7 protein-coding genes are annotated in these 14,506 nt (G+C 34.9%); 6 read left to right on the forward strand and 1 reads right to left on the reverse strand.

Features of this window, described 5'->3' with window-relative positions; all coding sequences use genetic code 11:
* Positions 1 to 25: 25 nt before the first annotated feature.
* On the forward strand, positions 26 to 325 hold the full coding sequence (locus L0669_RS12420) for a hypothetical protein (protein WP_065447970.1): 300 nt from the start codon (positions 26 to 28) through the stop codon (positions 323 to 325).
* A gap of 171 nt (positions 326 to 496) precedes the next feature.
* Here the strand turns inward: L0669_RS12420 and uvrA are convergent, their stop codons facing one another.
* Complete coding sequence (gene uvrA, locus L0669_RS12425) at positions 497 to 3,292, reverse strand: excinuclease ABC subunit UvrA (protein WP_263763885.1); 2,796 nt, start codon at positions 3,290 to 3,292, stop codon at positions 497 to 499.
* 331 nt (positions 3,293 to 3,623) lie between these two features.
* Between uvrA and L0669_RS12430 the strand changes: the two genes are divergently transcribed.
* From L0669_RS12430 to L0669_RS12450, 5 genes are all read left to right on the forward strand, one after another.
* Complete coding sequence (locus L0669_RS12430) at positions 3,624 to 6,425, forward strand: triple tyrosine motif-containing protein (RefSeq protein ID WP_341849971.1); 2,802 nt, start codon at positions 3,624 to 3,626, stop codon at positions 6,423 to 6,425.
* 241 nt (positions 6,426 to 6,666) lie between these two features.
* Positions 6,667 to 9,738, forward strand: a complete 3,072-nt coding sequence (locus L0669_RS12435; protein WP_263758013.1) for a SusC/RagA family TonB-linked outer membrane protein — start codon at positions 6,667 to 6,669, stop codon at positions 9,736 to 9,738.
* A gap of 11 nt (positions 9,739 to 9,749) precedes the next feature.
* Complete coding sequence (locus tag L0669_RS12440; protein ID WP_263758015.1) at positions 9,750 to 11,225, forward strand: RagB/SusD family nutrient uptake outer membrane protein; 1,476 nt, start codon at positions 9,750 to 9,752, stop codon at positions 11,223 to 11,225.
* A gap of 11 nt (positions 11,226 to 11,236) precedes the next feature.
* Entirely contained in the window at positions 11,237 to 12,793 is a 1,557-nt protein-coding gene (locus L0669_RS12445) for a PKD domain-containing protein (RefSeq protein ID WP_263758016.1), read from the forward strand.
* A 14-nt stretch (positions 12,794 to 12,807) separates the two neighbouring features.
* Entirely contained in the window at positions 12,808 to 14,466 is a 1,659-nt protein-coding gene (locus L0669_RS12450; RefSeq protein WP_263758017.1) for a glycoside hydrolase family 16 protein, read from the forward strand.
* The last annotated feature ends 40 nt before the right edge of the window (positions 14,467 to 14,506 follow it).

The raw sequence follows: 14,506 nt of genomic DNA on the forward strand, positions 1-14,506 counted from the left end.
GGATTAATTTTTTTACGTAATGATTATGAAGAACAATGGACTTAGTCAGGAGCAGAGCTTACAGGTGTTTTCTAATATGATATCAAACAAAGTTCATAACGGATTTACATTAGAAGAGAGAAATGATGAATTCCTTTTTGCAGTCCTTTCCAAAGGCGGAAAAGTGGTAAATCATGGTTTAAATTTCATTATTTTTTGTCTAACCTTAGGATTGTGGTCATTTGCATGGCTTTATCTCACAATTGAGGCATCAAAACAAAAAAAAGTATTAGTTGCCATCGACGAAGATGGTTTCCCCTTTGAAGAACGATGTTTAGTCGCTTAACAAATTTAAATCGCAAAATTTAAAAATTCCAAATTCCAAATGATTAACTCATTGGAATTTGGAATTTTTTATTTTATTGTCAGGCTAAGCAAAGTCAAACTATTAAGTTCTCTAAAATAAAAAGTAAAAACCCTTTGTCCCTTTGCACCTCAGTACCTCAGCACCTTTCCTCTATAATTTATCCTTTAAATAAATCCCCGTAACAGATTTCTTTTCTTTTACAATATCTTCAGGGGTTCCTGCGGCTAATAAATATCCGCCGTTTTCTCCTCCTTCTGGACCTAAATCAATGATCCAGTCGGCACATTTTATAAGATCCAGATTATGTTCGATTACAATGATCGAATGTCCTTTTTCTATTAATGCATCAAAAGAAGCTAATAATTTTTTGATATCATGAAAATGCAAACCGGTTGTAGGTTCATCAAAAACAAATAATGCCTTGTCTTTTGTTGCTCCTTTTACTAAAAAAGAAGCTAGTTTAATACGTTGTGCTTCTCCACCGGAAAGAGTAGAAGAAGACTGCCCCAATTGTACATATCCTAAACCAACATCTTGTAGCGGTTGAAGCTTTTGAGTAATCTTAACTTGTTTGTTTTTATCGAAAAAAGCAATGGCATCATCAATAGTCATGGTTAGAATATCGTTGATGTTTTTATTATCGAAAGCAATTTCTAAAATTTCCTTTTTAAAACGTTTTCCTCCGCAAGTTTCGCAAGGTAAAGAAACATCGGCCATAAAGACCATTTCGACGTTTATAGAGCCTTCTCCTTTACAGGTTTCGCATCGGCCGCCATCAACATTAAAAGAAAAATGTTTGGCCTGATAACCTCTTATTTTGGATAATTTTTCTTTAGCATATAAATCACGAATATCATCATAAGCTTTGATATACGTTACAGGATTTGACCTTGAACTTCTACCAATCGGATTTTGATCGACATATTCGATATGTTTGATTTGAGAAAAAGAACCTTTTATTTCGCTAAACTGGCCCGCTTTTTCAGCAGCATTTTCCAGTTTTTTCTGCATTGCCGGAAACAAGATCTTTTTAATCAAAGTACTTTTTCCACTTCCTGAAACTCCTGTAACGACAGTTAGGACGTCCAATGGAAAAGTAACATCGATATTTTTTAAATTGTTCTCTCTGGCGCCAATAATATCAATATGATTTTTAAATTTTCGTCTCTTTTTAGGAACCGAAATTTCTAAATCACCATTTAAGTATTTTGCTGTTAATGAATCTGATTGCAGAATTTCATCATAAGTTCCCTGAGCCACAAGATGACCTCCAAAAGTACCTGCTTCAGGACCAATATCGATAATCATATCAGCAGCTTTCATGATATCTTCATCGTGTTCTACCACAATAACCGTATTGCCTAAATCTCGTAGAGATAATAAAACTTTGATTAAGCGCTCAGAATCTTTTGGGTGTAAACCAATACTTGGTTCATCAAGAATATACATCGAACCCACCAAACTGCTTCCTAATGAAGTGGCCAGGTTGATACGTTGTGATTCTCCACCGGAAAGCGTTGCAGAATTTCTGTTTAGCGTAAGATAATCTAAACCAACTTCTGTTAGAAACGATAAACGATTATTGATTTCGACCATTAAACGTTTTGCGATTTGCTTTTCGTAAACATTTAAATCAATATTTTTGAAAAAAGTAACCAAATGTTTAATTGGTAAATCGACTAAATCAGAAACTGTTTTGCCGTTAATTTTTACGTAAGAAGCTTCTTCGCGTAAACGTTTTCCGCGACACGCATGACATTTTGTTTTTCCGCGGTAACGCGATAACATCACACGGTTTTGAATTTTATAATTTTTTTCTTCAAGTTCTTTAAAGAAACCGTTCAACCCCTGAAAATACTGATTCCCTTTCCATATTAAATCTTTTTGATCTTCGGTTAATTCAAAGAAAGGTTTATGTATAGGGAAATCAAATTTATAAGCGTGTTTAACCAATTCGTCTTTATACCAGCCCATACTATCTCCTCTCCAAGGATAAATAGCATTCTCAAAAACCGATAAAGAGGTATTTGGTACCACTAAATCAGCATCAATACCAATAATATTTCCGTAGCCTTCGCAAACCGGACAAGCTCCGTAAGGATTATTAAAACTAAATAAGTGAACGTTAGGTTCTAAGAATGTAATTCCGTCTAATTCAAAATTATTTGAATAGGTAAATCTTTTGTCTGAACCCACTTCCTGAAGGTAACAAATTCCTTTTCCTTCAAAAAAAGCTGTTTGTACTGCATCGGCCAGACGGTTATAAAACTCTTCTTCATCCTTGACAACAATCCTGTCAATGATTAGTAAGATATCTTTATTGTCTAATTTATGAACTTCTGTAGGGGTAAATTCGTCTAAACGAACCATTTCGTTATCTACCAGAATACGTGCAAAACCTTGTTGCAACAATACTTTTAGTTTGTCTTCAAGTTTTCTTCCTTCTTCAAGATGAATAGGGGCAAGAAGCATCCATTTGCTGTCAAGTTCCATACTTTTTACATCTGTAACAACATCAGTAACAGTATTTTTTTTGACTTCAAGTCCGGAAATAGGCGAATAAGTACGACCAATCCTTGCGAATAAAAGCTTTACGTAATCGTAGATTTCAGTAGAAGTTCCTACAGTCGAACGTGCGTTCGTTGTATTTACTTTTTGCTCAATAGCAATTGCCGGAGCAATACCTTTTATATATTCTACTTTTGGTTTGTCTAATCTGCCAAGAAACTGACGTGCGTAGGATGATAAACTCTCTACATAACGGCGTTGTCCTTCGGCATACAAAGTATCAAAAGCTAAACTTGATTTACCTGATCCTGAAAGACCTGTGATTACAACAAGTTTATTTCTGGGAATAGCGACATCTACATTTTTTAAATTATGTACCTGCGCTCCTTTAATTATAATATTATGTTTTGGGTCGAGTGTAGAAAGATCAATCTGCATACAAAAAGTCAATTTTTACAAAAGTAATCAATTTTGAATTGAGTTTTGTTAATGCCATTGTTCCAAATTCTAACATAATTACCATGTTTCGTAGTCTTTAGTTTCCTGAAGGATGAAAGCGTGAGATATGTTTAAATTCTATAGTAGTACAATAGCCAATAGTTTCAGCCATTGAGATGTAATGTACTCTCACGTTCGATATTTTAAGCTTAACGCGTGAATTAATCGAGACATACTAAAACGTTTTTTATTTTATTAAAAATTTGTGATTTCAATATAAAATGAGCTATTTTAGGACTGTTTTTGTAATAAATTAATACCACGGCTAAAATTGAAGACTAAAATATCTATCCTGCTTTTTTTGATGAGTTTTATCCTGTTTTCGCAGGAGTTTCCACCAATTATTAAATATTCCTCTTCTGTATATGGTGCCGGAAATCAAAGTTGGATGATTTCTCAGGACGATCAGAACTATTTGTATTTTGCCAACAATGATGGTCTTTTAGAATATAACGGTACAAATTGGCAATTGTATCCTACGCCAAATGAAACCATAATGCGATCTGTAAAAGTTATTGGAAATAAAATTTACACAGGCTGCTACATGAATTTTGGTTATTGGACGAGGCAAAAAAACGGTAAATTAAAGTATACTTCTCTCAGCGATACGATCAAAAATAAAATTTTAGACGACGAACAATTCTGGAATATTCTTAAATACGATCAGTGGATTTTATTTCAATCCCTGAATAGAATTTATATTTATGATACCAAAACAAGAAAATTTAAAATCATTGCACCTAAAAATGGTGTTGTTAAATCATTCGCAAATAAAAACGCCATTTATTTTCAAACCTTAAACGAAGGACTTTTTGAAATAGAAAGCGGTGTTGCTAAATTAGTTTCAGATCATCCAATCCTTAAAAAATTCACGATGGTCAATATATTTACCACAGAAGAAGGCTTGCTGATTCAGACACAATTAGATGGAATTTATAAATTATCAGGAAATAATCTAACGCGTCTTACAACAGATGTTGATGCTGAACTAAAATCGAGTTTTGTCTATAGTAGTCAGCTTCTCGAGGATGGAAGTTTTGCTTTGGGAACTGTTTCAAACGGAATTTTTATTTTATCAGATACAGGAAAACTAAAATATCATATTTCGCAAAGCAAAGGGCTGAGCAATAATACCGCATTGTCTCTTTTTGAGGATAAGGATCGTAATTTGTGGGTGGGGCTGGATAACGGAATCAATTGCATCAATATTAACTCGCCGGTACATAGTTTTACAGATGATACCGGAGTTTTGGGAACCGTATATGCATCGGCCAGTTATAATGGTATGTTGTATGTAGGAACCAATCAGGGATTGTTTTGCAAAAATATTCAAAGCAATGCTGAGTTCAAATTCATAAACGGAACAAAAGGACAAGTCTGGTCGCTTTTTGTGTATGATAACACACTTTTTTGCGGACACGATTCAGGAACTTTTATTATTACAAATGATTCGGCACGAAGTATATTTTCTGGTTCAGGAACCTGGAAATTTGAATCTGTTCCCAATAATAAGAACAAACTGCTTCAGGGAAATTACTACGGAATTTCGGTTTTAGAAAAAGTAAACAATCAATGGGTTTTTAAAAATAAAATAAAGGGATTTGATTATTCGTCGCGTTATTTTGAAATCACCAATAATTTTGATGTTTATGTAAGTCATGAATACAAAGGAATTTTTAGATTAAAAGTAGATCAGACTTTATCCAAAACAAGTGGATTTTATACTTATAAATCTCCTAAAAAAGGTAAAAATGCAAGTTTAGTTAAATTTAATAATGCGATTTATTATGCGTACAAAGACGGAATTTTCAAATTAAACCAAAACACCAAACAATTCGAAAAAGATAATCTGTTGAGTTCTATTTTCGAAAAAGATGAATATACCTCTGGAAAATTAATTGTAGACAATTCGAATAAAATCTGGCTGTTTTCTAAAAACTACATTCATTATTTTTCGGCCAGTAAATTAAGTAATCAATTAAAACAGAATGTAATTCCCATTCCGTCTTCATTGACGAACTCAATGCTGGGTTTTGAGAATATTACACAAATTTCAAAATCTACTTATTTAATAGGTACGACAGATGGTTATTATACCTTGAATATCGAGGATTTAAGTTTTAAAAATTATACCGTTTTTATTACTGATATTACAATCAATAAGCAAAATGAAAACCTGAAGAATGTCGCGATTCAGGATGAAGGAGAATTTAAATCAAACGAAAATAACATCACTTTAAATTACACCGTTCCGGAATACAACAAATACATCAACTCAGAATATCAGTATTTATTAGAAGGTTTTCAGAACGATTGGAGCGAATGGAGCACAAAAGCTACAGTAAATTTTAAAAATTTAGCTCCGGGAAAATATACTTTTAAAGTAAGGGCAAAATACGCCAATACAATTTTGCAAAATACGGCGACCTATACATTTGTAGTTTTAAAACCATGGTATTTGACCAATTTGGCGTGGTTTATTTATTTTCTTTTAATGATGGTTTTGGCATATTTCGTCAACAAAGCCTATCGCAATTATTATCATAAACAAAAAGAAAAGCTGATAGAAGAAAACAATCTTTTACTGGAGATTAAAGAACTCGAAAATGAACAGCAATTAATGAAACTCAGAAACGAGCAGCTCTCTCAGGATGTTGATAATAAAAATAGAGAACTCGCAGTTTCGACCATGAGCTTGAACAGTAAAAATGAATTGCTGGCATTTATAAAAGAAGATTTAAAAAAGACGAGTCAAAACGATAGCACTAATATCAAATCGGTTATAAGTACGATAAACAAAAATATTACCGAGGAAGATTCCTGGAATGTATTTAAAGAAGCGTTTGATAATGCCGACAAAGATTTCCTAAAAAGGATCAAGCAGCTTCACCCTTTGCTTACGCCAAACGATTTACGTCTTTGTGCCTATTTGCGATTGAATCTTTCATCAAAAGAAATCGCTCCATTATTTAATATCTCTGTTCGCAGCGTAGAAATAAAAAGGTATCGTTTGCGTAAAAAAATGGATTTACAACACGAAAACGGTTTAGTCGAATATATTTTGGCTGTATAGTACATTAAAAAAAGCTTCTAAAAAACTATACATTACCTCAACATTAACGGTTTGTTGTGATTTTGCAGCATTTATGTTAAAGAAATTAACATTCGTAAATTATAGTTAAATAAGGGTGTATTTTGAGATATCTTGAATTTAGCTGTGATTTTTTTATGATGTATGTTTTTTGTTGAGGTTAAAATTATCGTTTTCCTAAACGGATAAGATAAATTTATCTTTCAATAAAAACTAACTAATTATGAAATCTAGATTATTACTAACCGTACTAATGCTGTTTACATCTTATGCGTTCTCGCAGTCTTTAGATGTAAGCGGTACAGTATTAGATGGCTCGGGTTTATCTCTGCCGGGCGTAAATGTAAAAGTTAAAAGTTCATCACAAAGTACAACCACAGACTTTGATGGATCTTTTAAATTATTAGGAGTTCCAAAAGGAACTATAATTGTTTTCAGTTATATAGGTTTTAAAACGCAGGAAGTTGCGGTTTCAGGAACTAAAATAACAGTTAAAATGACTGACGATGCCAGATCTCTTGATGAAGTTGTAGTATTAGGATACAGCAGCAGAAAGAAAAGAGATGTTACCGGAGCAGTTACAGTTGTATCAAGTAAAACGATCGAGGATCTTCACCCTCTGAAAGTAGAACAAGCCCTGCAAGGTACTGTTGCCGGTGTGAGTGTTACAGCGCAATCAGGTGCTCCCGGAGCACCAATGAATATCAATATTAGAGGTATTGCTACAAACGGAAATAATGCAGCAACTGTATTTATAGATGGTTATCAGGGAGATTTAAGTATTTTAAATCCTAGTGATATCGAATCGATAACAGTACTTAAGGATGCGCAGGCAGCTGTTTATGGAGTATTAGGAGCCAACGGAATTGTGTTGGTAACAACAAAAACGGGTAGAAAGAATTCTAAAACCAAGGTTTCTTTTAATTCTTCTTTTGGTACGCAGGAAACATCAAGAAAAATGTCGATGCTTAATGCTACAGAATATGCATTATTACTAAACGAAAGTTATGCTAATGGAGGACAGGCATTGCCTTATCCGAATGTTTCAGGTTTAGGAAAAGGAACTAATTGGCAGGATGAAATTTTTAATCCGGCTCCGGTTATTAATAATGATATTTCAATTTCTGGAGGTTCAGATAAAATCACATATTTATTTAGCGGATCAGATTTAAGCCAACAAGGTATTATTGGTGGATCAAAATCTGATTTTAAAAGAAATACAGCAAGACTATCTTTAGGGGCTGATTTATCAAGTAAAATCAAACTACAAACCAATTTTATTTATACTTATCTGGACAGGGATTCATTAAATGAAAACGGATTAGGTTCAGTACTTTTTAATGCGATCAATACACCATCAACTTTACCGGTGCGCGATAAAAACGGAAATTATTCATTAGTTCCTAGTACACCAGGTTATGGGGTAGAAATCATCAATCCTTTGGCACAAATAGATAACACTTATAATGACTATAAATTAAGAAAACTAAACGGAAGTGTTAGCCTTGTTTATGACATCACCAAAGAGTTTAAATTTACATCGCGTATAGGTTTTAATACAGGAAATAGCATTAGCAGAAACTTTGCGAAACAAGTAAGTTACGGAGGAAAAGTGTTTGATGTTACCCGTAGCAGTGTTACTCAAAATACCGTAAACGATAATGATTATACGCTTGACCTTATTGCAGAATACAAAAAGACTCTTTTTGGAGATCATAATATTAAAGCAATCTTAGTATCAACAGTTTACAAAACCTGGGGTTCAGGACTTGGGGCAACTGGTTTTGATGTTCCTAATAATTCATGGAAATATGCTGATATCAACCTTGCAAAAGGAACAAGTCCGGCTGGTGGTCGCGATGTATCATCGTATAGTTATGATGAAAGAAGAGTTTCTTATGTTGGGATTCTGGAATATGATTATAAAGGAAAATATCTTTTAAATGCAATTTTAAGAAGAGATGCTTCAACTAAGTTCGGACCAGAGAACAGAGTGGGATACTTTCCTTCATTTACTGCAGGATGGGTAGTTTCTGAAGAATCATTTTTAAAAGATAATAGCTTTTTAAATTTCTTAAAATTTAGAATAAGTTATGGAGTTTTAGGAAATGACCAAATACGACTTAATGGTTATACAGGATTATTAGACGGAGAAGCCACTTATGTATTTAATGGAGCTTTGGTAAACGGAACAGCGGTTGGAGGATTACCAAATCCTAAACTGCAATGGGAAGAAGCTAAAAAGTTTGACGTAGGTTTTGATTTTAGATTATTGAATAATAAGTTAGACTTTACAGCAGATTATTTCATAGATACACGCGATAAATTATTAATACCAAAAATTCCGGTATCTGGAATAACAGGAGTTTATGCTCCGGGAGCTTCTTCACCTACAATGAATGCAGGTTCAGTGCGTAACAAAGGATTCGAATTTTCTGTAAATTATAAAGACAAAATATCAGAGAATTTTAATTTTAATATTGGATATAATATCACTACAATCGACAATGAAGTTTTAGAAGTAGCCAATAGTACAGGTTATACAGAAGCGGGAGGTTTTGGTGTAGGACAACCTCTTCTTCCTTCAAGAATGGAAAAAGGACAACCTATTGGATATTTTTATGGATATAAAACAGACGGAATTTTTCAGAATCAGGCCGAAATTGCAGCACATCCTTCACAGGCAGCTTTAGGATCAGCTACAGCTCCGGGAGATATTCGTTTTAAAGATATGAATGGTGATGGTATCATAGACAGCAAAGACAGAACTTATATTGGAGATCCGATTGCAAGCGTAATTATGGGATTAAATCTAACCCTTAACTACAAAAATCTTGATTTTCTTGCCTATGCTTATGCTTCTATAGGAAACGATATGGTTAGAAATTACGAGCGTACACTTACAGATGTAAACAAATCTAATTACGTATTAGGAAGATGGACTGGAGAAGGAACAAGTAATACAGTTCCCAGAGTTACAACGGGAGCTACCAATAACAACCTTTTTTCTGATTATTATGTAGAAGATGCTTCTTTTGTAAGAATTCAGAACGTACAATTAGGGTATACATTAAACAAAACATTCTCAGATAAAATTGGGATTTCAAAATTTCGCCTGTATGTAGGTGTAAACAATTTGTATACGTTTACCAAATACAAAGGTTTTGATCCGGCTGCTATAACAGGGCCAAGAAATGACGATAATGTTTCGCAATCGTCTGTAGGATCAGGAATCGACAATGGATTTTATCCAACTCCAAGGATTTATACAATGGGACTAAATCTAAATTTTTAAAAACCAAGAAAATGAAAAAGTATATTATAAATATAGGATTAGGAATCGTGCTTTTAGGAGCTTTGAGCGTTTCTTGTTCAGATAACTTTGTTGAGCGTGAGCCTGTATATTCAATAGATTCTGAAAATTATTTTAATTCAGAATCAGATTATAAGAATGCCTTAATTGGAGCGTACGATTTGCTGCAATCTACTTATATCAATGTTTTATTGGGCGAAATAGCATCAGATAATACATTGGCCGGAGGAGAAAGTGCCAGTGATGTAATTGGTTTTCAGCAAGTAGATGAAATGACCCACACAGCTGTAAACAGTAATATAAAAGATGTCTGGAACTGGATGTTTGCAGGAGTAAACAGAGCAAGTTATATTCTGGAATTTAAGGATAAAACAGACTTTTCAGGTAAAAATCAAATATTGGCCGAAGCACATTTTTTAAGAGCATATTATCATTTTGAGTTAGTAAAATGGTTTGGAGGCATTCCGTTAAATGGAGATAAGAGGTTTAAATTAGGTGACGAGAAAAAGGTTCCGCGTTCATCAGTTCCCGAAGTTTACGCTTCGATTGAAGCTGATTTGCTTTATGCCATCGATAATTTAAACCCGAATGCCCCTGAAGTAGGAAGAGCAACAAAAGGAGCAGCACAGGCCCTATTAGGGAAAGTGTATTTGTATCAGGATAAATTTGTAGATGCATCCAAAGTTTTAGACAAAGTAATCGAATCAGGAAAATATTCATTGGTAGCCGATTATAACACCATCTTTGAAAACGCAGGAGAAAACGGAAAAGAATCAGTATTCGAAGTACAATACAGTGATGCAGAAGGAGCAGGTTTTACTTGTTTACAATGTAGTGAAGGTAACGTAGCCGTTGGTTTTAACGGAATAAGAAATTATGTAGGACCTGTGTTTGATTCAGGATACAGTTTTAATGTGCCAACCGCAAAAATTGCCAATGCATTTGAGGTGGGAGACAAACGTAAAGATGTTGCTATTTTGGATATTGTTGCCTGGGCTGCAGCTAATAATGCTACTTATGGTACGGGATATAAACACACTGGGTATTTTAACAGAAAATATTTACCACGTCAGGGAGATTCTAATATTGGAGATCAAAATCTTACAAACCCTAATAACTACAGAGCAATTCGCTATGCAGATGTATTATTAATGGCTGCCGAAGCTTACAGCAGAGGAGGATTAGGCGATGGAAAAGCAAGAACCTATTTAAATGAAGTTAGAAGACGTGCATTTGGAGATTTAAATCATGATATCGCAGCTTCAGGACCAGCCTTAACCGATTTTATCTGGTCAGAAAGAAGGTTTGAATTTGTTGGAGAAGGAATTCGCTTTTTCGATTTAGTGCGTACAGGTAAAGCAGCACAGGAAATTGCTGGTTTCAAGGCAGGAAAAAATGAAATATTCCCAGTTCCTATTGAAGAGATTCAATTCGCAAACGGAAACTGGCAGCAAAATCCACAATATTAAAAAATAGTATTATGAAAAAATTACATTTTATTATAAGTCTGTTCGTTTTAGCAATCACAGTAAGTTGCTCTAATGACAGTGATGGCAGCGATGTTGATATCGATTCGATAGGAGCGCCAAAAAACATATCGGCACTCGCAACCATTACTCAGGATAATTCAGGTAAAGTAACCTTTTTACCTAAAGGAGAAGGGGTAACGCAATATCAAATTAATTTTGGTGACGGAAGTCCGGTATCCAGCTATCTTTCGGTAGGTGCATCTGTAGCACATACCTATAAAGAAGGAGTTTATCAGGCCAAAATTATGGCAATGGGGATAAACGGAAAAGTAACCGAAGTAACACAAGAAGTTACAGTTTCATTTTTGGCTCCAAGCAATTTGCAGGTAACATTAGCACACGTAATTGGTGATAATTTATCAGTATCGGTAAGTGCTAAAGCAAGCTTCGAAACCTATTTTCAGGTTTATTTTGGAGAAGTTGCAAATGAAATTCCGGTTGACTTTATGGAAGGAGAAACTATTAAGCATACTTATGCTAATATCGGAACCTACGAAGTAAAAGTTGTCGCTTTAAGCGGAGGAAAAGCAACAACGGTACATACAGAATCTGTTACAATTTCGAACCCAATTTTATTACCGGTTGATTTTGAATCGGCTACCCTAAATTATGCCTTTACTACTTTTGGAGGTGTAGCAACAGTTGTGGCTAATAATCCTAGTGTAGACGCCAGTAACGTAAGTGCAAAAGTGGCTAAATTAACCAAACCGGCAGGTGCTGAGGTATGGGCAGGTTCATTCTTAGAATTAGGAGAGCCAATCAATTTTTCTACATTGAAAAAAATCAAAATCAAAGCATGGTCACCAAAAGCAGGAATTGTGGTGAAAATGAAATTAGAAAACTTAACCAATCCTGATATCAATGCTGAAGTAGATGTTACCAATACCGTAGCAAACAACTGGGAAGAATTGATATTTGATTTCTCAGCTGTTGATAATGCAAATAAATACCAAAGAGTAGTGCTTTTCTTTGACTTTGGTAATGCAGGAACCGGAGTAGATTATTACTATGACGATATTCAGTTAACTTCAGGAGCAGAATCTCTGGTATTACCATTAACATTCGAATCGGCTACATTAAATTATCCTTACGGAAATTTTGGTGGTGCTGCAGTAACAGTAGTAGCTAATCCTGATAAATCCGGAATTAATACATCAGCAAAAGTAAGTGCATTAACGAAAAATAATGGTGCCGAAGTTTGGGCAGGTTCATCATTACCGCTTGAAACGGCGATTAATTTCTCAACATTTAAAAAATTAAAAATGAAAGTCTGGTCACCTCAGGCAGGAATTATAGTGAAATTTAAATTAGAGAATTTAAACGATGCCAGTATAAACAAAGAAATTGATGCTACTACAACAGTGGCAAACGGTTGGGAAGAACTCACCTTTGATTTTGATGGAATTGTAAATGCCAATAATTATCAGAGAGTTGTACTTTTCTTTGATTTTGGAAACAATGGCACAGGCAAAACCTACTATTTTGATGATATTAAACAATCCAACTAAAAATATAAGTAATCATGCGTAAAATAATTATAAATATCGTGTCCGTACTTACGATTCTGCTTATGGTGGGTTGTCAGGAAGACGATTTAAAATTCGGGAACTTACAAGCGCCAACAAACCTTGTAATTAAAGCCGAGATTGTAGGTAAAAGCGATGCAGATCCAAACGGAGATGGCTCGGGCTTAGTAAAACTTGTTGCTACAGCAAATAATGTGATCTCATATAAATATGTATTTAGCGACGGAACATCAGCAAATGTACCATCGGGTAAAATGGAAAAAAGATTTACCAAACCGGGATTAAATACTTATACCGTAACTGTTATTGCAACAGGAACAGGAGGAATAGAAACCAACACCTCAATTGATGTTACCGTGCAAAGTGATTTTAGCGATCCTGAAGCCGTAGCATTCTTAACAGGCGGAACTTCTAAAAAATGGTATTGGTCAGCTTCAGAACCAGGACATCTTGGTGTTGGGCAAAACGATGGCGATGCAACCAAAAATTATTTCCCTAACTACTATTCAGCAGGACCTTTCGAAAAAGCAGCATCTCCGGCAAGTAGTTGTTTGTATGATAACGTATTAACATTCTCTCTGGATGGAGATGTAGTCAAATACCAATTAGATAATGGTGGCTCAACATTCTTTAATGCATCTTTTTCAAGCATAGCAGGCGGAAGCGGACCAGATGATGCATGTTTGGCATATGATGCAAGCGGAACAAAAATAGTGTCGCTAAGCCCTTCAGAATCGGTTGTAATGAACAACCCGGATCATTTAACACAAACCAGAGGAACGGCAATAAACTTCTCTGATGGTGGATTCATGGGCTACTATATTGGTCAAAGTACTTACGAAATCATCTCTATAACAGCCAACAGAATGGTGGTAAGAGCAGTAATGGGAGGTAATCCGGCATTGGCATGGTACCACATATTTACAACTACAAAACCTACTCAGGCGCCACCGGCAGATTATACTAAGTTAGTTTGGTTTGATGAGTTTAATACAGACGGAGCGCCTGATGCTACAAAGTGGAATTACGATCTTGGCAGAGGAGACAGCGGTTGGGGAAATAATGAAGAACAAAACTACACCAACTCAGCAACAAACGTAATCGTTCAGGGCGGAAGCCTAAAAATTACGGCTAAAAAAGAAGCTTCAGGAGGTGCTAATTATTCTTCAACCCGACTAAAAACCGACGGTAAATTTAAATTTACTTATGGTAAAGTCGAGATAAAAGCCAAACTTCCTATTGGTGTAGGAACGTGGCCGGCAATCTGGATGTTGGGATCAAATTACGCTACTAAACCATGGCCAGCCTGTGGAGAAATAGATATTATGGAGCATGTAGGTAAAAATCAAAATGTTATTTTGAGTACACTGCATTATCCTGGACACTCAGGAGGACAGGGTAATACAGGTTCTAAAACGATACCAAATGTTTCAACAGAATTTCACGTTTATAAAACAGTTTGGAGTCCTGCATCAGTAACAACTTTTGTAGATGATGTTCAGATCCATTCTGTTCCTAACGATGGCAGTTTGCCTTTCAATAGCGACTTTTTCTTAATACTGAATGTTGCAATGGGAGGTAATCTGGGCGGTAATATTGATCCTGCTTTTACACAATCTTCTATGGAGGTTGATTACATAAGAGTATATCAATAGATTATAAATTAATTAGTAAGAATGAGGTGAGAAGGTCAGT

Origin of the sequence: Flavobacterium bizetiae (assembly GCF_024271895.1) — a bacterium.
In the GTDB taxonomy this organism is placed as follows: Bacteria; Bacteroidota; Bacteroidia; order Flavobacteriales; family Flavobacteriaceae; genus Flavobacterium; species Flavobacterium bizetiae.